Raw genomic sequence first — 23,224 nt, forward strand, 5'->3', positions numbered from 1 at the left:
ACAAAGGATATAGGATAACTTCATTTCAGGATGAATACAGAAACTTAATATTTGACCTGAATGAGTTTATTTAATGAACTCTTGCGGTTATTTATGTCCGGTGTAGAGGTGCTAACAATGGAACAGGATTACGATGCACAGAGAATAGAGAACAAATGGCAAAGCCGTTGGAATGAGAGCAGGATATTCGAACCTGAGCCTGATGAAAGGGAAAAATTCTTTATTACTATCCCTTACCCATACTTAAACGGCAATTTACACGCCGGGCACACAAGAACATTCACCATCGGAGATGTCATAGCCAGGCACAAGAGGATGCTCGGATATAATGTCCTGTACCCTATGGGATTCCATGTAACAGGAACACCTATTGTGGGACTTGCAGAACTGATTGCAAACAAGGACCCCCAGACAATAGATGTTTATTCCCGTCTGCACAGGATACCTGATGACATACTTGAAACACTTACAACTCCTGAAAAAATAGTAGAGTACTTCAGTGTGGAAGCGGAAAAAGCCATGCGTTCTATTGGTTATTCAATTGACTGGAGACGTAAGTTCACAACTACCGATGATACATATAAGAAATTCATCGAATGGCAGTTCAATCTTCTTCATGACAAAGGACTTATCGTAAAAGGCGCACACCCTGTAAAATGGTGCCCTAATGACAATAACCCTGTAGAAGACCATGATATCCTCCACGGAGAAGAGGCTACGATCGTTGACTTTACCCTGATGAAGTTCAGGTATGACGGAATGGTGCTGCCATGTGCAACGCTCAGGTCTGAGACTATTTTTGGTGTTACTAACCTCTGGGTGAACCCGGACATAGAACATGCTAAAATAAAGGTTACAAAGGACGGTCGTGAAGAGATATGGATAGTAAGTCAGGAAGCTTACAGGAAACTAACCTTCACCGACAGAACCATTGAGTTCATAGAAAACATTCCTGGAAAAGACCTTATAGGCATCAAAGTAAAGAATCCGCTTTCAGGAAATGAAGTAATTACCCTGCCTGCATCCTTTGTTAAAGCAGAGAACGGCAGTGGAATAGTTATGAGTGTTCCCGCACATGCGCCTTATGATTATCTGGCACTCAAGGATCTCTATGACAAAGACCTCTCTGAATATGGCATTACAGAAGACCTCAGAGACATCAAACTTATTTCCCTTATACAAGCTAAGGAATTCGGAGAATATCCCGCAGTTGAAGCTGTTGAGCAAATCGGTGTAAAGGACCAGAAAGACCCTAAAGCTGAAGAAGCAACGAAAATGGTATACCGCCGTGAATTCCATGGTGGTGTCCTGAAAGAGAATACAGGTAAATATGCCGGTGTTGCAGTCTCCAAGATAAAGGACATACTCACACGAGACCTAATTGAACAGGGAATCGGAGAAGTGTTCTATGAGTTCAGTGAACCCGTTGTTTGCCGCTGCGGAACCCCATGTGTGGTAAACATGGTCAAAGGACAGTGGTTCCTCAATTATTCTAATCCGGAGTGGAAAGATAAGGTCTACAAATGCATTGAGAACATGGACATTATCCCTGAGGAACTAAGGGTTGAGTTCAACAACAAGGTAGACTGGTTAAAGGACAAGGCTTGTGCAAGGAAAAAAGGACTTGGAACTAAACTTCCGTTCGATCCTAACTGGCTCATCGAATCACTTGGCGATTCAACAATATACATGTCATATTATATCACAAACAAGTTCTTTGCGCAGGGCATCGATGTAGAGCAACTTACACCTACACTCTTTGATTATGTGCTTCTTGGCAAAGGATCCGTGCAGCAGACAGCAATTGATACCGGACTTCCTGAAGCACTTATTGCAAACATCAAGTCAGATTTCGACTACTGGTATCCAGTGGACCTGAGATCCTCCGGAAAGGACCTTGTACCAAATCACCTTTTGTTCTTCCTGTTCCACCATGTAGCTATATTTGATGAGGACAGGTGGCCACGTGCCCTTGCAGTAAATGGATTTGTGTCCCTGGAAGGACAGAAGATGAGCAAATCCAAAGGCCCGATACTTACGCTCAGAGAAGCTGTTGACACATATGGAGCTGATGTCTCACGTATGTACATCCTTTCAAGTGCAGAACAAACACAGGATGCTGACTGGAGAAATTCAGGAGTAGAAACGTCAAGGAAGCAGGTGGAAAGGTTCTACAAACTTGCAAATGAGATTATTGATTCCGGTGCAACATCCGGTATTGAAGGAGAACTTAAACTCATTGATCGCTGGATGCTTAGCAGGCTTCAGCAGTGTATCAGGGAAACTAATAACGACATGACATCCATCCGTACAAGGAGTGCGCTTCAAAATGCATTCTTCCTGCTCTACAACGATGTAAAATGGTATCAAAGGAGAGGTGGAACCGCACTTCTCTATGATGTACTCGATACATGGGTACGTCTGATGGCACCATTTACACCACATATAAGTGAAGAACTGTGGGCTGCAATGGGTCACAAAGATGGTGATTTTGTATCGCAGGCAGCATATCCCATATTCTCTCCAAAGTTCGTCGATAACGATGCTGAGCTTGCAGAAGAATTGATATGCAGCACACTTTCAGATATCGAGGAGATCATAAAGGTCACCAAGATAACACCGAAAATGGTGGCCCTTTACACTTCCCCGCAATGGAAAGTGAAGGCTTTCAAGATGGCACTTGAAATGAAGAACGAAGATGACCTCAATCCGGGAAAACTAATTAAAACGCTGATGGCAGACCCGGAGAACCGCAAGTATGGGAAGGAGATTCCAAAATATGTCCAGAAACTTGTGCCGGACATTTCCAGCATGAAGACCGAAAGATTTGAGATGCTGCTTGGAATGAATCTTGATGAAATGATAATTCTTCAGGAGAATATCGGCTGCCTTTCAAACGAAATTGGTTGCACTATACAGGTTTATACTGCTGATGAACCCGAATATGATCCCGAGAACAAGTCAAGGTTTGCAGCTCCCCTCAGACCTGCAATTTATCTTGAATAATTTCTGCTGCTGGCTCTGAAAGCCAGCTTCCTTTTTTTAATTGTGGATTCTGTCCATGCCCCTTACATAATTTGTTGCGATAAATATAAATTTAAGTTGTATAAAATAAGAATAGCATATCACACATCCAACAAATGGAAGAATTACAATTCATAACCAAATCAGGATAAAACACGTCAATTCATTCCTTAAAGTCCTTATTGCCACCTTAATATTCAGTTCACTCCTTACCTCCTGCGCATATGCAAATGAGGTAAAAGTAGGAATATACCAGAATGAACCACTCACCTACTTAAATAAGGACGGAACAGCCGAAGGTCTGTATATTGAAATACTGGAAAGCATAGCTTTGAAAGAAGGATGGGAACTGCAATTTATCCAGGGCACTCTTGAAGAGTCACTTGAGAGATTGGATAATGGCAGTATAGACATTCTGCCTGCTATCCCATTCACACCTGAAATGGATGAACAATATATGCTGACGACTGAGGCAGCATTCACTGACTGGGGACTTGTTTACACATACAGAGGTTCAGGCATAAGTTCCACTAGTGACATTGGTGGGAAAAAAATAGCCGGTCAGAATGATCTCTTTTTTGATAACTTCAATGCAAGTCTGGGCACTTCTAACACCAGCTACGTATTTGTAGCGGCTGATAATTACATGGATGTCTTTGAACTGGTACAGAGCAGAGAGGCGGATGCCGGGATAATCGCAAGGTCCTACGGTGAAAGACATGAAGCACAATATGACGTGGAAAAAATATCTTTTGTTATATCCCCCACTGACATGGTTTTCGCATTACCCAAAAATACTGACAATGAAATTGCCAGGATTATCGATGAAAATATTGCCCAGATGGTAATTGAAGATGGGAATATATCTTATGTGCCAGCCCAAACAAGCAATCCTGACCTGACCACGTGGGAGAGTCCTTCGTGGCTTAAGTTGTCTGTTGGCGTTGGTGGCAGTTTGCTATTATTATTTGTTATATTGAGCCTGACCCTGCGCAACAAGGTGGACGAGAAAACATCAGAACTTAATTCAAAGAACAGGGAACTGGAAGTTGAGATAAGGGAGAGAAAAATAGCTGAAGAAAAATTGAAACAATACTCCCTTGAACTGAAGAACTCAAATGAACTCAAAGACCTCTTTACCGACATACTCAGGCACGACCTCATAAATCCTGCCACTGTAATCAAGGGTTATGTGGAATATCTCATTGAACTGGAGAACGAGGATAAGCGAAAAGACGCACTAAAGGCAATTGAAAGGAATAACAAGAAGCTGATCGACCTCATCGAGAATGCTGCCAATCTTGCCAAACTCGAGAACATGGATGAGCTTGATTTTGAAGCCATGGACCTGAAAGAGATAATCAAAGAGATAATTGATAATCTCAAGCCAAAACTGGATGGAAAAGCAATGAATATTACTTTTGAACCCACTGGCGAATATCCGGCTGATGTTAATACTACTATAGAGGATGTGTTCTCAAACCTCATAGGAAATTCTATCAAGTACAGTCCTGCAGGAAGCACCATTACAATAAATATCGATGATCTGGATGATGAATGGGAAGTATCAATCACCGATGAAGGAGAAGGAATCCCGGATAAAGATAAACCCCACATCTTTGACAGGTTCAAGCGGGCACATAAAGTAAATGTAAAAGGATCAGGCCTTGGACTTGCTATCGTAAAGCGTATAATAGACCTGCATGAAGGAACAGTGGAAGTACAAGATGGGACTGATGGAAAAGGAACCACTTTCAAAGTCACTCTTCAAAAAGCAAAGAATTAAAGAGAATTTTAGTATATATCAGACCTTCTGTCATCGAACACCGGAATCGTTTTTCGTACATTAACAGTCTTTTCAAGTTCAAGGAGATGGGAAATTACAGTTTCCTTATCCCCTGCTTCTTCTTTGACCTCGCCCAGAGCATCAACTATTATTGAACCTCCGAAGAATGATGAATCCGGACCATCCCCCACACGATTACATGCGATATGTGGTATCTGGTTCTCAATTGCACGTGCGATTGCAAGGGATTTCCAGATATGACCCCGCGGAGAAGGAAACTCAGCAATTGTCACAAGAATATCAGAGCCTTCAAGAGCTAATTTTCGGGCAACCTCAGGAAATCGTATTTCATAACATATCTGAAGACCAATTACCAGATCCCTGTTCATGAGCCTGATTGGAACAATCTCATTTCCCGCAGAAAAATACTGTTTTTCTTTTTTGAAAGGATGGGTTTTACGATATAACCCTGCAATCTCTCCGTCCTCAATGCAGATACCAAGATTATAATAATCAGGACCTTTTACACCATCCTTTCTTTCGATTATAGAAAAGATGAGTATGCATTCATGTTCTTTAGAGAAATCACACATCCTCTTTACAGTTTCACCAGGCATATGCTCCGCAGAATCCACCATGTTTTCATAGCAGAATCCGGTTGAAAACACTTCAGGAAATACCAGAAGCTCAGCACCTTCTGACACAGCTACGTGTGCCATAGTAAGGGCTTTTACTATATTCGTTTCCTTTTCGCAGTTGAGTATATCCATCTGGATACAGGCTACCTTTATGCTGTTCATAGAAACAAAACCTTTTGATCTATTTTTAGGCCCAGTGTACGTTTGGCATCAAGAACCTGGAAGGATATACTTATTCAAAATCGGTGATTGTGGTAGATTTTGTTTTAGGTATCAAGCCACTTATATCAATGGAACTCCTGACTATCTTGATAAGTATACAATTGGAATGTTTTATGATAACTGGGTTCACGTTTTTAAGCTCATAGGCAGGCCCTTCAGGAGCGATCTTTATCTTAGTGATACCTGTAACGTATTCTTTTGGAATTTTGTCTGCCAGCGTAATAGCACAATTTGCTGATGCAAGATAATCTGTCAGGCTTTTGGCACTAAAACCCATTTTAATGAACTCTTCCTTAAATACCGGCCTATCAAGCGTTCTTGATAAGACATAAACAGCAACAGGGATCATTAAGGAGGATTCTACCGATTTTATGTATTCAGATATAAATGAATATATGTCACCACTTTCGTTTTGCCCGGCCTCTACAATACTGTATACCTTGGAGGGAGGAATCTCAACTTCATTTAACTTTTTGAGATCCTTGAGAGCACGCAGGTAACCGGTCATTACAAGACGATGCTCATCTATTCCCTTATCTTTCAGCTCACGCGTTACGCCACTGATAGAAAGCTGTCTACCCTTAAGAATTTCCTTGATAAGTAGATAGATGTTTGCAGACATAGTAACTGCATCATGATTGGTAACAAACCTGATATATTTAGCGGTTCCTTTTAAAAAAATTCAGTTTAAAAACAGGTAGATTTAAAAGTAATAATGACGTTATAAGAGTCCCTCATAAGCTGAATGGAAACTATACAATAGTAACCCACTCAATGTTAAGTTGGCGTATAAAAAACTGTTCCCTGTTGCGATGGAATGATCATAACATCATTTTGAATCCACACATCTGATTCTATGAAATTATTTTGATCGATAAACCTTGTGTACCCTGGAATATCTGAAAGCCATTAATATTGCAACATCATTTATATCTATAAGGCAAAAATTGAACTTAATTTCAGTTTGTGACACTTTCGGAGGATTGAATGCGTTTACCTACATTTACCCAAAACCCCACCAGACCAGTTGAGATCAAAGACAGGTCTGTTAGTGATCTGATGGATGCAATGCAATATACCGGATTTCAGGGAAGGAAACTTGCTGAGTCCGTAAAAGCATGGGAAAATATGCTGAAAGATGAAAATGTTACTATTTTCATGGGACTTAGCGGAGCAATGGTACCTGCCGGAATGAGAAAGGTCATAACCTACCTTATAGAAAATCGCCTGATCGATTGCCTTGTAAGTACAGGAGCAAATATATTTCACGATTGTCATGAAGCCCTTGGCCTGAAACATTACGTAGGGTCGCATATGGCTAATGATGAGGAACTCTTTGAGCATGGCGTAGACAGGATATATGATGTTTTTGCATATGAGGAAGAATTCAGGAATACGGACCATTTCATAGCAGATTTTGCTAAAAGGCATGATGGAGAACAATACTCTTCAAGGGAATTCATTCGCCTCCTAGGCAAGGAGATCTCTGAAAGAGGCGATAGTCAATCCATTATTGCCAGTGCCTATAAGCACAACGTACCTATCTTCATACCCGCTCTCTGTGACAGTTCAATAGGAATCGGCCTTACCATTGCAAGAAGGTTTGGCTGTAATGTCAATATCGACCAGATAAAAGATGTTGATGAAATTACGCAGATGGTGGAACTTTCAGAAAAGACCGGAGTTATCTATGTTGGAGGAGGAGTCCCAAAGAACTTCATCCAGCAGACCGAGGTCGTTGCTTCAATCATGGGACATGAGGTCGCAGGTCACGAATATGCAATCCAATATACTGCCGATGTCCCTCACTGGGGCGGGCTGTCAGGATGTACATTCGACGAAGCAGTCTCATGGGGCAAAATTGCAAAGGAAGCAAAAAAAGTCCAGGTCTTTGCGGATGCTACAATAGCACTTCCAATTGTGACCCAGGCACTGTACGAAAAGACAAAAGATCAGGTACGAAAAACACCTTCATTCAACTGGGAAGAAGGACAGGCAAATATCTATTTCGAAACATTATGAAATCACAACACCTTTATTAAGTGTAACCTCCATATTATAGGTACTAAAATAGACAACACGTGGGCAATACATTTCCACATGAACAACTAAGAAGTTCAAATGTAGCTATTTTTACCAGGTACGTTGACAAGATGAGGTAATTAAATGAGTAAACGAACAAGAATTATTAATGATCCTTCCGAACTCGTACCTCTGCTCCAGGTTTTTGGATCCCATAGACACAAAAAAGTATTTGATTCACTTCTGAACCTATGGATGACAAAGGAAGATCTTGAGGAGCTTTTAGGCACTGACGTAACTAAAAGCATTACTATACTCAAAAAAAGCGGTTTGATCGAAAGCCAGTGGCACATGCCAGAACCTGGCAAGACTCCTGAAAAAGAATACCGTTCATCCTATTCTAAAGTCCAGACAAATTTCCAATGTTCTTTTGAAGACATGAGTGACATCATTATGCTCACCTTCATGCCTTATGAAGATGTGAAAGATGCCATTGAAGAACTTGAGAAGTTAGTTGAACAGGGAAACGATTCCATGAGCAGTCTTACAAGAGCATTGAACAAGAGTCCACTATACATTCGTGCGGTTGCCCGCAGGTCTGATAAACTCACAGTCATGGGACAAAGACTCAAGGTACTTCTGAATGGAGAAACAGAATGATAGAACTTCTTCATAGCAAAAGTGGTATCACAAAATTCCAGATACTGATCGAAGTGGCTGCGCACCAACCTAATGTACGACAAAAAGAAATTGCTGAGAAGATAGGAGTTACTCCCCAGGCAGTATCCGAGTACATTAAGGAACTTGTTGCAGAAGGTTTGGTCTATTCGGAAGGAAGAGTACGCTATAGAATCACAAAACTTGGTGTTGAATGGGTACTTGAGAATGCCGCAGATATGAAGAGATATGCACGCTATGTAATGAGCGATATAATCAGCCATGTTTCTACCTGGACTGCAATTGCTGAGGAAGACCTTGAAGAAGGAAAAGAGGTCTACCTTAATATGGACAAAGGCCTGCTATATGTAAGCACCACCGGAGTTACAAACGCAACCGGAACAACGATTTCAAGCGCAAAGAAGGGCGAAGATGTTGGAGTTACGGACTTGATGGGCCTTATTGATCTTGAAAATGCAAGTATTACTATTTGCAGGATACCAAGAGTTGAGCGGGGCGGATCACGCAATGTTGATGTGGAACGATTGAGGGCTCTTGCTAAATCTAAAGCATATATTGCAACAGTAGGTGTGGAGTCACTTATAGCTCTGAAGAGAATTGGCCTGGAACCACATGTTATGTTCGGAGCAAAGGAATCAGTCATAGAGGCTGCTTATCACGGACTTTCATCACTGGTGCTGGCAATCGACGAAGAAGTACCATCCATTCTAAGCAGGCTTGAAACAGAGAACCTGGAATACGAGCTTGTTGACCTTAGTATACAATAATCGGACAAAGATGATTGCATGAAAATCATATTGGTATCGGACACCCATTTGGAAACAGACAGTATTCCAGCTTACCTTTCTGATGTTTTCGACCAGTATGATATGATAATTCATGCCGGTGATTTTGATTCACTGTCTTTTTTCAAAGCCCTTGATGCAACAGGTAAACTAAAAGCCGTACACGGCAATTCAGATGAACCTGCTGTAAAAGAGCTACTCCCTGAAAAGCTGGTCTTTGAAGTAGAAGGAGTTAAGATCGGAGTCATCCATGAAGCGTCACTCTCAATAGTTGACAATACTGCAACAAGATACATGGCTCTGGAAATGGGAGTAGACATTCTTGTGTTCGGACATTTACACAGACCAATTATCGAAAAAAGTGATGTGCTTCTTATCTGTCCCGGATCACCTACAAAACCGAGGATGTCCGATCCATGCGCAATTGAACTACAAATCAAAAACGGCACGATCGAGACAAATATTATTCCGATAACGGGTCAATCCTGTGGATATATTGACTTTTCCCGCAAACTTGGTGAAGACAATAAGTAAAAGGCCTAATTCTGGCCATTGATAGTTTCTGTTTTAAACATCACACCAGTGCCTTTCAATGTCATCTGAATTCTATCAGTGAATAGAAGGATCTCATCCAGATCCACATTGTCGCCCCAGTCATAAACATAGTCATAATTTCCCTGTACCTGTTTGAATCCAAGAGACATCAGACTTCGGTTTATTTCAGAAGGCATTGCGCCGTTACTGTTAAACCAGAGAACCAGATAAGTTTTCATGTAACACCCTCAAAAATCACAATGCTTACGTTACATATGGCACTTTTGGTCGATAAAAGAGTAGAAAAGGGCAAGAATATGCCCTTGAATACGGGTATTTAATATGTTTCTTTTAAGGATCTCAAAGCCTGAGCAACCATTGAAGAATAGTGCTTAGCATCAGGACTGTAGTATTCCTTTGCACGCTGTGTATTGGCAGACGTACTCTCAAGATTCTTGATCCTATCCAGAGTACATTTTGCAGTTTCTATTACCCACATATCCCTGGTTTGTCCATCAACTATATAGAGTGACTCAGGACGTACAGAAGTAATAACATCACCTTCGCCCGTAGTATAAGTACTTGGTTTGCCGACTACTGCAACAAAAGCAGGAGTTTCACATTCAGCAAGCACCTGGGCAGCTTCAGGCTGATATTGCCCGGCATATATAAGGAAAGAACCGGTAGGATCTGTAACACGGCCGCGCCAATATTCTGAATCAGTACCTATATCCTCTTTTTCAATGAGTGTACCGACAATGAATATACGATTTACCTTGGCACCTGTTGGAGTGAGGAGATACTGCGGAGCATATTGGTCATCACCATCCTTGAAACTAAGATTGGACTCCCTGAACTCCTGGGCAAATACTCTTCTGGCAACTTCTCTTGTGTATCCGGCCATTCAGATCACCTCTGCTGCGGCTATTAGTGCATCCAGTTCAGACATTTCGAATGAGAATATCGGAGTTATGGAATCTGCAAGCAGATATCGTTCGATTTTGGACCCACTTACAAGGTAATATTTACCCACAAGTAGTTTTTTCATTTGCTCAAGGACAACTCCCTGATCAAGAGCATCTGCCGCAAGGGCAATTGAATTTTCAAGCGTCATGCCAGTGATCTCTTCGACAAGATCTCTTTTCAGTATAGTATCCTGTATGAAAGCACCATTATCCATAACAGCTTTTATGCGAAGATCATAGACACCATCCACCTTACCGTGCTCCATGCAGGCTCCCTTTGTCAATGCACGATTGCACTCAGGACACCTTTTTATTAAGCCTGAACCGGACTGTATGTCCACCATGGCACCTTTGAACTCCACGGCCGTAGTTCCTACCTCGATCTCCTCATCAATGGATTCAATGGAACTGCTCTTATTGACATTCAACTGGAATTTACCATTCCACTCATTTACGACTACGTTTTTGAATACGTAGCTTTTACCTTCTTCCACCAGAGGTGCTCCGGCACTTTCCCAAAGTGTGAATTTGATGGTTCCGGATTCATCCCCCACAAGCCCCACCTGAGAAATGGATTCATGAGAATTGTCCCATAGCTGGACAATTTTCCCCCTCACATTAACCCACTTCCCGTCTACCGTTATATCAGATATGGCTACAGTTGGTGATTCTGACTGACCGGTGTAGAACTCACCCCTATTGATATTGTATGATTTTAAAAAGTAGTTTACGACGCTTCGGCGTGCTTCTTCCTTTGGAACCTTGAACTTCATTATCATTTTGTCAAGACGTTCTTCGATATCCTCAATAGGAATCTCCACCCCAAGTTCATGGAACCTGCCACTAATTTCCTGTGCTAATTGTTTCATATTCAAATCCTCAAGCCCCTTGTTTGTATCATCTTGAGAGGCAATTTATCTGTATGCTCCAACCCTATATAATTAAGTTGTAAGCTAAGTGAAAGTAATATATAAAGAGTTGATAGTTCAGAGAACTACCACAATAGAGAACTTATCTATGAAGAATATCTGCAACTTCTTTTGCCGCATCATCCTCTCCAATAACAGTAACAAGGTCATCATACTCCAGGACAAGGTTGCCATTGGCGATATGTGACTTATCACCCCTCCTTATCATCAGCAACAAACTGTTCTCAGGAAGTGTCAACTCCTTTATGGCTTTGCCTGCAACCTTCGGGTTTGTGACCCTAACCTCAAGCATCTCCCCTTCTTCCCCGACCTCACACATGGAGAACATAGAAGGTTTTCCTACCATGTTATCAAGAACAAGGGCAGTGGTCATCTGTGGACTCATTGAACGTATCGAGAGATCCCAAAATGCATGCAGATTCTCCACATTGTTGACCCTTGCAACTACCTGATCCTCCTTCAGGTTGAACTTGCTCTTTGCTATCTGGGACACTAAGAGATTTGTATTATCCTGATCGGTAGTAGCAACCACATACTTGGCTTTCTCTATGCCTGCAGCCTTTAGAACGTTGATATCCTCAGCATCCCCGTGAACCACACGTATACCCTGTTTCAACAGGCGCTGACATTTCTCTTCAGAATTGTCAACTACAACTACATTCTCGCCTCGCTTCTCAAATCTCTCGGCCAAGATCCTACCGACCTCGCCCCCTCCGATAATAAGGATTTCCATAGGTATAACTCCTAAAAGATTAGCTACTCTTCTTGCTAAAGTACCGGTTGTTATGACTGTGATAATAACTGTCAGGAATACAAGTCCCACCAGCATCTGACCACCAAGGATATTGAAAGAATCCAGTTTAATTGCAAAATAGGTTGCAATGGATGCCGGTACAACACCCCTTGGACCTATGAATGATATGAACAATTTCTCATTTCGCCTAAGATGGGAATTCACTGTAGAACCAAATACCGCCAGAGGACGAACCAGAATTATCAACAGCAAGACCACTATGATACCATTCACACCGATTCCGATAATGTCCTCGAACTTGAGCATAGCTGCAAGAAGGATGAATATAATAGACAACATCAGCATCACAAGATCAGATTTAAACTCTTTAAGAGCCTGCTTGTGAGGGATGTTGGATGTACCGGTGACTATTCCAAAAACTGCAACTGCAAGGATACCTGATTCATTGCCCAATACCTCAGATAGAACATAGGCTGTTATTACCAGTGTTAAAGTAAAAAGACGGGCAGTCTGATCAGTTACAAGAGAACCACTTGAAAGAAAACGTTTCAGGATGGTTCCGCTTACCATACCTATAACGATACCTATTATAAGCCTCTGCAGAATAAAGACCACAGCACTGAATCCCGTAAGCTGGGAAACTATCCATTCGAACATGAATGCTGCAAGGATGACGCTGGCTGCATCATTAAAAACGCCTTCAATTTCAAGTATCTTACTTACTTTATGATTGACATGTATGTTCCTTACAAGAGGCGTTATCACTGTCGGACCCGTTGCAGCCACTAGGGCTCCGAAAAGTGCTGCAAGTTTTAAGGGAACGTCTAACAGGGAATACGTAACCAGCGTTGCCCCGATGAAAGTTATCAGAACACCGATAGTAGTTAATTTTAAAGCAGTCTTCTGTATAGGTCGAATGCTTTTAACATCAATATGCAGACCGCCGTCAAATACTATTACAGCAACCGAAAGAGATACAATCGCCGTAAGACCGTCACCGAACATGTTCGGATCGATAAAATTCAGTACTTCAGGGCCAACAAGTATCCCTTCCAGCAGAAGGAACATAATAACAGGTACTTTGAAGTACTTACTAAGTGTCTGGGCGACCATGCTCATGAAAAGCACAGAAACCACTATTTCCAGAAGGTATATCGAATCCACAACCATGCTCCGTGAGTATGCAAAATTATGCTTACGTGATTTTAATATATGCACTATGTATTTTATTTATCTGATAGGACTATAGATATAAAACCCTGATGCAGGGAATAAAATGATAATTCCAGACCAATATATGTTATGTGGTATCGTAGTTTGCCATTGATAAAAATGTATTTGTCGAAATCATATACTTTCCTCCAGCCACACAATGATTAAAATAGAAAAACATGATTAAGGGTAGGTAGGAAACAAAACGCTTATTGAATAACATTTTAAACTCGAGTGATTAAAATGGTCTTAATAAAAGAAGAAGACATCAAAGTCCCATTAGATGTGCCGCAGGAAGCACGTGAGACATACATTAAGAATTACATGGAGATTACCCGCGAAACCGGCAGGTTGATGCTATTTGCAGGTGACCAGAAAGTCGAACATCTGAATGATGATTTTTTCGGAGAGGACATACCCTCAGATGACAACGATCCTGAGCACCTTTTCAAAATTGCTGCAAATTCAAATATAGGAGTCTTTGCCACCCAGATGGGACTCATTGCCAGATATGGCATGGATTACCCTGATGTCCCATACCTTGTAAAGGTCAACTCCAAATCCCACCTTATTAAAACAGAGCAGGATGACCCATTCAGCAATCAGTGGTATGATATGCACCAAGTGGCACAGTTCCGCGACAACAGTGGTCTGAAGATACTTGGTATTGGATACACAATATACCTTGGAAGCGAGTATGAAGCTGAAATGCTGCATCAGGCTGCACAGCTGATCTATACTGCACATAAGTATGGCATGATAACAGTACTCTGGATATATCCAAGAGGAAAAGCTGTTGGAAATGAGAAAGACCCACATCTTATAGCAGGTGCAACAGGTGTTGGAGCATGCCTTAATTCAGACTTTGTGAAGGTCAATTATCCAAAAGCAGAAGGTATGAAGTCAGAAGATGCATTCAAGGAAGCAGTCCTTGCTGCAGGAAGGACAAAGGTCGTTTGTGCAGGCGGTTCCAGCGATGATCCTGAAGCTTTCCTCAAGAAACTCTATGCACAGATTCATGTCAGCGGTGCAGAAGGTAATGCAACAGGAAGGAACATACACCAAAGATCACTTGACGAAGCTATTAGGCTATGCAATGCCATCTATGCTATTACCATTGAGGATGCACCTGTTGAAGATGCATTGAAGATCTACAAAGGTGAATAATTATTAAGATAAGAGGGAAACACTGGCCTTGCCATGTTGCCCTCTTTTAACTGACTTTTTTATTTTCAATTTTTTCATGATCTGGAATTTTACTGTGTTATACTTTCCACTCTGCTCGCCTCTGAAAATTGTTAAATATTTGCTTAAAATACAATATTTATCTGATTAACAAGAACAGGCATATATAGAAAGGAGGAAATATATTTCCGGATATAACTAGGATAAGCCGGTCATGGATGAAAAATCAATAAACACACGAAAAGAAATTATCCATAGGAGAATAATTTTTGATACGTTACTGATAGCCTTAGCAACGATAACTGTACTATTCATATCATCACTCATCGGCGTTTCAAGTATTTTTTTTGGTATCTTCGATTCTGTTGAAAAATGGAGATTCGGAGAATTATTGGTCACCATTACATTCCTGATGGCTGCATCATGGATATTTTCATTTCGAAGATGCATGGATGTCAGGAGTGCAGTTAAAGAATTCAATTCTGTTGCAATCATTAAGGAAGAGTTCATTTCAAATCTCAGGCATGAACTCAAAACCCCTCTTGTCCCCATCAGAGGTTATTCTGAACTCCTTTACGATGAAACTCTTGGTGAAACAAACCAAAGGCAAAAAGAATCTTTGAAAAAAATGATAGCTTCTTCTGAGAAACTTGAAAGACTCATTGATTCCCTGATATTTGTCAGTGCTGCAAAATCAGGAGATATAGAATATACATTTACAACTCTTAGAATAGATGATGTGATTACAGGAGCTGTTTTCGAATTATCCGACCAGCTCATACAAAAAAGGCAGAATATTGAAGTTGATATCCAGCCGGGACTTTCTTTTATAGAAGGAGATAAGAAATACCTCCTGGAAGTGTTGATACAGTTATTGGAAAATGCCACCAAATTCAGCCCCACTGAAAAAACAATCCGTGTAGTAGCGCACGAAGGCTACAAAAGTCTCCACATAAAAATTATTGATGAGGGAATAGGCATATCCGAAAATGAGATCGATAACATTTTTGAAAGATTCTATCAGGTAGACGGTTCCAAAACAAGACATTATGGCGGTAACGGACTGGGATTACATATTGCAAGGTCCATCACGGAAGCACATAAAGGAAAGATCTGGATAGAAAGCGAGCTTGGGAAAGGGACAATAGCTCACATAAGGCTTCCAACCCCAAAACACGGACAGATTAAAAAATAGAATATAAGATGTTTGCAAGCAAACACCATACTAATTATTAATTACAGGAACAATCGAAATCGAATCCCAGCAGGAAAGTACCTGTCCCGTGGAGATTGTCAAGTCCCATCTTTCCCTTAAGATACTCATCACTTGGAGGGGAAGGGGATGCGAGTACTACATTACACACCTTGTCCACACATTCGACTTCCTCGCAGGGTTTCGGTGGCAATACAACGATCAATGGATTATTCTTGGCGTCCATCTTTTTGAGGACACTTGTGTCGTATATGACAATATTACCGATAACAAGTTTATCCTTGCAGGATTTCATTTCCTCAAGTTTGGCCTCATCGTCAAGATCCTGACCTACAACACACTCGTTGTGCATGAGAATTACATTCGGACCTTCAGGCCAGCTGAAATCCATATTTGTGGTAAAAGCAAAGATGACATCATTTTTCAGAACTGCTTTTACACCTTTATTATCACCCCTACCAAGCCCCATAAGAGTCATCTCATCCGCTTTTTTCTCAAGTTCCTGGATAATCTCACGGTCCTCCTCATTAAGTAAAAGTGTAGTCCCTACACCCTTCATACTAATGATGCTAGTTTTTACATTTTCTATGATCTCATCATTTTCCATGAATACCCCTTCTTTGATAAAATGTACATTTGATGTGTTGAATTACTTATCAGGTGTAACATTTTTGCATATTTAAGTATATCGCCATGTAGAAACACTTTTAGTAAATAAATAGCCACCTTCAGTGGATTACCTTGAAAAGACCTGCTTTGGGTTCATAAATATGCCCTTTTGACAATAAAGACTTTAATGTTGAATCTGCAATGCTTTGCGGTATCTTTTGAGAAACTGCTTCCCCAATATATTTCGAATAATCAAAACCACCGCCATCATCTAGAGTTTCAAGAATGGACTGAACGATTGATTCATAATCCGGCTCATCCTCCGGGTTATCAAGTGATGCACCTATAGAACAAAGAGCTTTTTTGAGAACACACTTTAGAGAATCATAGTATTCCTTATCCTTGTGATAATAATCCAATGAAAGACACATACCACTTGCAAGTGTCTGCGGAATATTACATGATTTTATCCTGTCCATCAGTTTTTCTGTTCCGATGCTTGAAGAGAAAAATCTGTCAAATGCATCCAGACGCTCAAGAGTCATTTCCGCAGTGTCCACTATCCACCTGTCACGTACTGACTCATCAACATAGTTGATTTCCTCCGGACGCAGGGATACATAAACAGAACCATCCCCCGGCTCATAGGAACGGACTTTGCCAAGTACCATTACATATGAAGGAACACTGACAGTTGATAGAAAAACAGAAGCTTCCGGCTGATAACTACCAGCATAGACTGTAAAAGCCCCTGTTGGATCAGATATACGCGCCCTCCATAGTTCTTTTTCACTCCCGTTCTGGTCAGAGAGACGGTCTACTTCCGTGATTACACCTACTACAAATACCCGGTTAACTTTAAGCCCTGTGGGACTTATGAGGAAATTCGGAGAATATACTTCCTGATTTCCCGGTAAAGAGGAATTTGAATATAAATTAAAACGGGAGTCGTTGAATTCCTGTGCGAACATTCTGTGTGCTACTTCTCTCTCAACCATCACTCACCACATCCGTTACCAATCTTTTCCAGAAGCTGATCCATACGTTCCTGAAGGTCATTCTCCGGGGCCCAGACTGATCTGGCTACCAGTGATACACCAAATTCGTTCTTTGAAGAATTACCGCGGGCTGCAAGATATTTGCCGGTCAGTACCTTTCTCATATCCTCAAATACCGAATCACTGGCCATTGAGATCTGAGCCATTTTTTCCGCATCATACATGCTTTTTCCATAAATGGCTTCGGAAAGTTCACGGTTAAGCATCAAGTGAACGGCACCCGTACCATCATCGAGAATTGCTTTTATACGCATATCCATCAGGCATTCCACTTCCCCATGGGAACGACATACGGATTTCTGTGTGACGCGATTACATGCAGGACATCTTTCGATAAGACCGGAGCCTGGCCTGATGGAAATTATATTCCCCCTGACAGTTACATCAAACATACCTTCTTTTTCAAGAACCTGTTCAATAGCTAAAGGTGAACTTGACCTGTTTACAGATTCAAGGGTAAATGGCAGATCCTCAGTAGATTCCACCGGTTCAATAGAAGTAGTCTCATTGAAATTAATAGATGGCAAACCTCTGAATATTCTTACAGCTGCGCCTTCAAAACGGATATAATTACCTATGTCAAGAGTTCCCAGCGGGACCCATGCTGTGAAGGGGAGTTTGGCAGTCTCGTCTGCTATGACACCTTCCACAACAGTCACTTCCTCTCCTTTTAGCATGATCTCCCTGTGATACATCTCAACTATCAGTACCAAAGAACTTGCAAGTACATCAGCAGGAACAATCTCATCCAGTTTCTTGAGATTGGAATGTGACATTTGCTCAATATCAGGAAGCTCATCGTCCTGCAAATATGAGATTGTACACCTTTTACCAAAATACAGCTCCGGACGGTTATTCCATAAACGGGTATACGCATTTCTGATAGAAATAGCATCCCCGGACTTTAAGGACATGTCATCCCAGCATGTGAAAGAACAAATACCAGTACCATCTCCCAGGGTTCCTGAGAATATAGTCTTTTTCTCGCCCTGTATTGACACTGTTTTTTCAACTATATCAATAATACGGCCCTTGATGTCAATTCCATTCAATCCCGGAGAAAGGTCTCTTACCTTCACAGAATTAGATGAAACTGCTGCATATTTGGATTTTAATATTCTTTTCGCTTCATCAAGAGGAACACGATATTTAAGAAGCTTTTCCAGTTCCTTACTAATTTCCTCTTTACTAATATTTCCAAGCGCCATGGTTAATTCGTCGATATGCGGCGCGATTTTTTCGTCCATATGGAATCTCCGTTATTTGAGGTAGGTAATATTGTATTTCCTGATTGGCAATAAAGATAACCTTTTTGTAAAGATATTGGCTCTTGCCATCAAATACTGGAAATGTTTAATAATAAGCAAACTGCATATTCTTAAATGAATTATTTTGAATCTTTATAAAAGCCGATAATAGAATACAAATAAATGGGGAGTATGGAAAATGTCAAAACTTGCAATCATATACCTTAGTACACAGGGAAGCACAAAAATGATGGCAGAGGCTATTGCAAAGGGTGCACGTGAAAAGCATGTAGATGTTGATATAGATAATTTTTATGAATGGGATCCGGCAGACATAAGCAAGTATGATGCTATTTGTATTGGTTCTTCAACGTTCTATTATACAATGCTTGAGCCAATTGCCAAATTCATAGACAAACTCATAGAAATAGGTATTGAAGGAAAGATTGGTGCTGCTTTTGGCTCTTATGGATGGAGTGGAGAAGCTCCTGTGATGATAGCGGAGAAACTAAGGAAAGCAGGAGTAGATGTCATAGACCCGGTACTGAGAATTCAGTATGTACCAAATGAAAAAGACCTGGCAGAATGTATGAGACTTGGAAAGGACCTGGCAAAGAAGATGAAAAAGAAAGAATAATAAAAATCAAATAGTCTGATAAAATACTCCTGATAAGGCAAATTGCATTAATTTCACGTTGAAATTGCATTAATAAACTATTTATAGTTTATTTTGCTAATTAACAGGTGGAATTAAAGTAAATTTTAAATATAAGACACATAAGAGGATATTTATGACAATTATACCATTTGCACCTATTGAGAGAGTTATAAGAAACGCAGGAGCACAAAGAGTTAGTGAATCAGCTGGAATGGCACTTACCGAGATACTTGAAGAATTCGGACTTGAAATATCCAGAGAAGCTATCAAACTCGCAGAGCATGCTGGCAGAAAGACTGTAAAAGCTGAAGATATCAAGCTCGCAAAAGATATGCTGGGTAAGTAATACCCATTTTTTTTATTTCTTTTTACATTTTCAATGATGCTTTGAAGGCATCAGATAAGGTCTAAAAGACCTATTCCTGTCAATGTGACAACACTGACTATCAATCCGGCTATAAGCACACCTGCAAGTATCGCAATAATTGCATGCCTGAACTTGATCCCAAAAACAAATGCTGCTGCACATCCGGTCCATGCACCTGTAACAGGCAGCGGGATTGCCACGAATATCGTTAATGCAAGAGTACCGTACTTTTCAAACCTGGCAGAATGATTTCGCTGAGTTCTGCCAAATAACCATGAGAAGAAGCTATCAAATATAGCATACCTGCGGAGATACTTTGAAACGGGATCAAGATAAAGAAGTAACGGAACCACCGGTATCATGTTACCCAACACTGCAAACAAATACGCAGCAATGGGATTCATATCATATATCCCCAGAGCAATGGGGATAGCGCCCCTTAGCTCAAAGATTGGAAGGGCACCAATGATCACTGTTGCAAGCCAGTGAGGTACTGAAGAAAGTAACTCCAGCACCACTGCTTCAAGACTCACCGATATTCCTTTCCTGACAGTGCAAAGTGTGCCAGCAGGGATTCAAGCTGTATTCTCTCATTTGCACCTTCTGTTAACCTGAAGTCGATCTCACCAATGACATCTATCAGTTCAACCATCCTTTTCTCAGGAAGCTCTATCTCAAAGATAGCACGGTATATCTGCCCGACCACATCCTCACCTGAAAGACCCTGCTCAAGCAGAAGAGTATCAAGGTGTTTTCTGGCAGCACTGAAATTACCAGCCAATGCGGTATTTATAAGTTCACGGACCTGCTCAGGACGGGCTGTTGCTGTAATCTTGTATATTGCATCCTTATGAATGGTATCCTCTACCAAAGCTGCTGCCTGAAGGGCATTAATTGCCTTTCTCATATCACCCTGGGCAACATACTTGATCGCATCCACACCATCGTCTGCTATATCCAGGCCTTCATTCTGCGCTACAAAACGGACCCTTTCAGCAACCGCTTCATCTGCAAGTGGACGGAACCTGTAAACAGCACACCTGGACTGGATAGGTTCGATTATTTTGGATGAGTAATTACATGAAAGAATGAAACGACAGTTATTAGTATAACGTTCCATTGTACGCCTGAGAGCTGACTGGGCATCTGACGTAAGTGCATCAGCTTCATCAAGGAAAATTATCTTGAAATCTGCACCGCCGATAGGAGTTGTTTTTGCAAAGTTCTTGATCTTTGTCCTGACAACATCTATACCTCGCTCATCGGAAGCATTGAGTTCCGTGAAGTTTTCACGCCATGAATCTCCAAAAAGCTCACGTGCAATAGATACGGAAGTTGCTGTTTTTCCAACTCCCGGAGGACCTGAGAAAAGAAGATGTGGAAGGTTTCTCGTTTTTATGTACGATTTGAGCCTTTCTACAGTCTCTTTCTGGCCGACCACATCATCGAGCTTAAAGGGCCTATACTTTTCAATCCATATCTCTTCTTTAATTTCAAACCCTCCGCATAAAAGTGTACATTCCAGCAATAATAGGAAGATGTAGTTTTTTAAGTTTTCGTAAATAAAAAAGATACAGGATTTAATGCCAGATAAGGCATTTCCTGTATAGAGTTCACTGATATATCAGCTTGTAAGCGTAAGTGCCCACGACAGGAACCTTTAATAAAGCGCCCCTGTATGCTATTATTACAAATATCAGTATTAAAAAGAGTGCACCGAATCCAAGGAAATCAGCTATTATCCAGCCAACTACCGGCACCCATCCCACTAAAAAGATCAATAATGAAAGAGGGAGGAATATCAGCAATGACTGCATTGCATGGAACCTGACAAACTTGTTGTCAGGCTCTATTAGCAGGAAGATTATCCCTGTGATCCAGAAACCTGCATAGCTAAGTGCTGCTACGATGTTCTCGTCCAGGCCTATCTTTGTCTTATATGTCATATGATCACCTGATAGAAATTGTATTCTGCGGACATTTTTCAACACATATTCCACATGCTGTACATTTGTCCTGATCGATCTGTGCAAGGAAGTTAGTGACAGTTATAGCCTCTTCTGGGCAATTCTTTTCACATATCTTACAGCCGATGCAACCAACAGTACAGGACTCCTTAACAGCCTTTCCTTTATCATGTGACATACAGAGTACATGCACTTTTTCGGATTCCTTTGCAAACACCAGTATGTCATTTGGACATGAGGCAATACATAGGCCACAGCTTGTACACAGATTCTGGTTAACATGAGGTAGACGGTCCGCTCCTATGGAAAGTGCATCAAACGGACATGCACGTACACAGGTTCCCCTGCCCATGCATCCGTAGTTACAACCTTTTTCCCCGTCAGAGAGCAACATGACAGCCTTACAGTCCTCAAAGCCCACGTACTCAAAACGGTCAACACAATTGAGACCGCCGTTGCACCTGACGAAAGGATACTGTGATTCACCTTCGGCAACTTCCTGACCGAGTATGCCACCAATCTCCTTGGCGACTTCAAAGCCACCGACAGGACAACCATTGAGAGGTGCACCTTCATTTACCACACGTTCTGCAAAGTCAGCACAGCCCGCATAACCACAGGCACCACAGTTAGCCCCAGGGAGTACTTCCACTATTTCATCAACTAGCGGATTAGTATCTACCTTAAATTTCTTTGCTGCCACAACAAGCATGACACCAACAACCAGTCCAAGACCTCCGAGGATTGCCACTGCCTCTATAAGTAAAGTGCTAAATGATACGCTCATATTGGAATCACCCAGAAGTAATTAACAAAAGCCATAGAAAGCATCAGTGCGATGAAGAATGCCTGAGGAAGTCCGCGGATAGATGAAGGAACATTAACGAATGTTGAGCGTTCCCTGATAGCAGACATCATCAACATGACGATGGTATATCCAAGACCTGCTGAAGTACCGAAAACAACACTCTGTGCAAAGTTGTAGCCTGCATTCTCATTAAGTAATACAGCACCTAATACTGCACAGTTCGTTGTGATCAATGGCAAGTAAATACCAAGTGACCGGTAAAGAGAAGGTATGTTCTTCCTGACAACGAACTCTACCAGCTGTACAAGTGCTGCAATCACAACAATGAAGCTGATAAGGTCAAGGAATTGCATATTTGTAGGCACCAGAATATATGTATAGAGCAAATATGACACCGTAGATGCCATTGCCATAACGAAGACCACGGCTCCTGACATTCCTGCAGCACTCTTGACATCCTTGGTAACACCTACAAAAGAGCAGAGTCCAAGGAACTGGATAAGCAGGAAGTTCTTGATGAAAATACCATCCATAAAGATAGCGAATAATGCTTTTTCCACCAT

The 23,224-nt window shown here is 41.2% G+C and carries 24 protein-coding genes; 10 read left to right on the forward strand and 14 right to left on the reverse strand.

Annotated elements, in window-relative coordinates:
• Positions 1-117: 117 nt before the first annotated feature.
• Both leuS and RE476_RS07600 read left to right on the forward strand, forming a co-directional pair.
• On the forward strand, positions 118-3,006 hold the full coding sequence (gene leuS / locus RE476_RS07595) for a leucine--tRNA ligase (protein ID WP_309309576.1): 2,889 nt from the start codon (positions 118-120) through the stop codon (positions 3,004-3,006).
• A gap of 265 nt (positions 3,007-3,271) precedes the next feature.
• Positions 3,272-4,810, forward strand: a complete 1,539-nt coding sequence (locus RE476_RS07600) for an ATP-binding protein (RefSeq protein ID WP_309309577.1) — start codon at positions 3,272-3,274, stop codon at positions 4,808-4,810.
• A gap of 8 nt (positions 4,811-4,818) precedes the next feature.
• Here the strand turns inward: RE476_RS07600 and RE476_RS07605 are convergent, their stop codons facing one another.
• Entirely contained in the window at positions 4,819-5,610 is a 792-nt protein-coding gene (locus tag RE476_RS07605) for a nitrilase-related carbon-nitrogen hydrolase (RefSeq protein ID WP_309307057.1), read from the reverse strand.
• 70 nt (positions 5,611-5,680) lie between these two features.
• The gene (locus RE476_RS07610; protein ID WP_309307058.1) at positions 5,681-6,292 is read right to left on the reverse strand and encodes a hypothetical protein; all 612 of its coding nucleotides are present in this window, start codon (positions 6,290-6,292) and stop codon (positions 5,681-5,683) included.
• A 365-nt stretch (positions 6,293-6,657) separates the two neighbouring features.
• Here RE476_RS07610 and RE476_RS07615 point away from each other — a divergent pair, with 365 nt between their 5' ends.
• From RE476_RS07615 to RE476_RS07630, 4 genes are all read left to right on the forward strand, one after another.
• Positions 6,658-7,692: a deoxyhypusine synthase gene (locus RE476_RS07615; RefSeq protein ID WP_309307059.1), complete on the forward strand. Its 1,035-nt coding sequence runs from the start codon at positions 6,658-6,660 to the stop codon at positions 7,690-7,692.
• Between the two features lie 144 nt (positions 7,693-7,836).
• Positions 7,837-8,352 carry an ArsR family transcriptional regulator gene (locus RE476_RS07620; protein WP_309307060.1) on the forward strand — a complete coding sequence of 172 codons (516 nt, stop codon included), beginning with the start codon at positions 7,837-7,839 and terminating at the stop codon, positions 8,350-8,352.
• Positions 8,349-9,137, forward strand: a complete 789-nt coding sequence (locus RE476_RS07625) for a DUF7839 domain-containing protein (RefSeq protein ID WP_309307061.1) — start codon at positions 8,349-8,351, stop codon at positions 9,135-9,137. The genes RE476_RS07620 and RE476_RS07625 overlap by 4 nt, the downstream gene beginning before the upstream one ends.
• 18 nt (positions 9,138-9,155) lie before the next feature.
• A complete protein-coding gene (locus RE476_RS07630; protein ID WP_309307062.1) occupies positions 9,156-9,689 on the forward strand; it encodes a metallophosphoesterase in 534 nt (177 codons plus the stop codon).
• 5 nt (positions 9,690-9,694) lie between these two features.
• Here RE476_RS07630 and RE476_RS07635 read toward each other — a convergent pair whose 3' ends face one another.
• From RE476_RS07635 to RE476_RS07650, 4 genes are all read right to left on the reverse strand, one after another.
• Complete coding sequence (locus RE476_RS07635) at positions 9,695-9,928, reverse strand: hypothetical protein (RefSeq protein ID WP_309307063.1); 234 nt, start codon at positions 9,926-9,928, stop codon at positions 9,695-9,697.
• Between the two features lie 98 nt (positions 9,929-10,026).
• On the reverse strand, positions 10,027-10,593 hold the full coding sequence (locus tag RE476_RS07640) for an RPA family protein (RefSeq protein ID WP_309307064.1): 567 nt from the start codon (positions 10,591-10,593) through the stop codon (positions 10,027-10,029).
• Positions 10,594-11,523 (reverse strand): replication factor A, encoded by a 930-nt coding sequence (locus tag RE476_RS07645; RefSeq protein WP_309307065.1) that lies wholly within the window; start codon positions 11,521-11,523, stop codon positions 10,594-10,596.
• 142 nt (positions 11,524-11,665) lie between these two features.
• A complete protein-coding gene (locus RE476_RS07650) occupies positions 11,666-13,507 on the reverse strand; it encodes a cation:proton antiporter domain-containing protein (RefSeq protein ID WP_309307066.1) in 1,842 nt (613 codons plus the stop codon).
• A gap of 285 nt (positions 13,508-13,792) precedes the next feature.
• Here RE476_RS07650 and RE476_RS07655 point away from each other — a divergent pair, with 285 nt between their 5' ends.
• Positions 13,793-14,716, forward strand: a complete 924-nt coding sequence (locus RE476_RS07655) for a beta/alpha barrel domain-containing protein (RefSeq protein WP_309307067.1) — start codon at positions 13,793-13,795, stop codon at positions 14,714-14,716.
• A 232-nt stretch (positions 14,717-14,948) separates the two neighbouring features.
• Positions 14,949-15,929, forward strand: coding sequence for a sensor histidine kinase (locus RE476_RS07660; RefSeq protein WP_309307068.1), 981 nt, complete (start codon positions 14,949-14,951; stop codon positions 15,927-15,929).
• 37 nt (positions 15,930-15,966) lie between these two features.
• On the opposite strand, the gene RE476_RS07665 is transcribed toward RE476_RS07660, so the two are convergent.
• The 3 genes from RE476_RS07665 to RE476_RS07675 form a co-directional block, all read right to left on the reverse strand.
• Positions 15,967-16,554, reverse strand: a complete 588-nt coding sequence (locus RE476_RS07665; RefSeq protein ID WP_309307069.1) for a hypothetical protein — start codon at positions 16,552-16,554, stop codon at positions 15,967-15,969.
• 121 nt (positions 16,555-16,675) lie between these two features.
• Complete coding sequence (locus RE476_RS07670) at positions 16,676-17,554, reverse strand: RPA family protein (protein ID WP_309307070.1); 879 nt, start codon at positions 17,552-17,554, stop codon at positions 16,676-16,678.
• A complete protein-coding gene (locus tag RE476_RS07675; RefSeq protein ID WP_309307071.1) occupies positions 17,554-18,861 on the reverse strand; it encodes a Single-stranded DNA binding protein in 1,308 nt (435 codons plus the stop codon). The genes RE476_RS07670 and RE476_RS07675 overlap by 1 nt, the downstream gene beginning before the upstream one ends.
• Positions 18,862-19,060: 199 nt before the next feature.
• Between RE476_RS07675 and RE476_RS07680 the strand changes: the two genes are divergently transcribed.
• The gene (locus RE476_RS07680) at positions 19,061-19,498 is read left to right on the forward strand and encodes a flavodoxin domain-containing protein (protein ID WP_309307072.1); all 438 of its coding nucleotides are present in this window, start codon (positions 19,061-19,063) and stop codon (positions 19,496-19,498) included.
• Positions 19,499-19,652: 154 nt separating this feature from the next.
• On the forward strand, positions 19,653-19,865 hold the full coding sequence (locus tag RE476_RS07685) for a histone family protein (RefSeq protein ID WP_309307073.1): 213 nt from the start codon (positions 19,653-19,655) through the stop codon (positions 19,863-19,865).
• Positions 19,866-19,915: 50 nt separating this feature from the next.
• On the opposite strand, the gene RE476_RS07690 is transcribed toward RE476_RS07685, so the two are convergent.
• The 5 genes from RE476_RS07690 to rnfA all read right to left on the reverse strand — a co-directional run bounded on the left by RE476_RS07690 (position 19,916) and on the right by rnfA (position 23,224).
• Positions 19,916-20,419, reverse strand: a complete 504-nt coding sequence (locus tag RE476_RS07690; protein ID WP_309307074.1) for a COG2426 family protein — start codon at positions 20,417-20,419, stop codon at positions 19,916-19,918.
• Positions 20,416-21,378: a replication factor C small subunit gene (locus tag RE476_RS07695; protein WP_309309578.1), complete on the reverse strand. Its 963-nt coding sequence runs from the start codon at positions 21,376-21,378 to the stop codon at positions 20,416-20,418. The genes RE476_RS07690 and RE476_RS07695 overlap by 4 nt, the downstream gene beginning before the upstream one ends.
• A gap of 121 nt (positions 21,379-21,499) precedes the next feature.
• A complete protein-coding gene (locus RE476_RS07700; RefSeq protein WP_309307075.1) occupies positions 21,500-21,832 on the reverse strand; it encodes a DUF4870 domain-containing protein in 333 nt (110 codons plus the stop codon).
• 4 nt (positions 21,833-21,836) lie between these two features.
• Positions 21,837-22,640: an Rnf electron transport complex subunit RnfB gene (rnfB, locus tag RE476_RS07705; protein WP_309307076.1), complete on the reverse strand. Its 804-nt coding sequence runs from the start codon at positions 22,638-22,640 to the stop codon at positions 21,837-21,839.
• Positions 22,637-23,224, reverse strand: a complete 588-nt coding sequence (gene rnfA / locus RE476_RS07710; protein ID WP_309307077.1) for an Rnf electron transport complex subunit RnfA — start codon at positions 23,222-23,224, stop codon at positions 22,637-22,639. Before rnfA ends, rnfB begins: the two co-directional genes overlap by 4 nt.

Origin of the sequence: Methanolobus mangrovi, from assembly GCF_031312535.1 — an archaeon.
Classification (GTDB): domain Archaea; phylum Halobacteriota; class Methanosarcinia; order Methanosarcinales; family Methanosarcinaceae; genus Methanolobus; species Methanolobus mangrovi.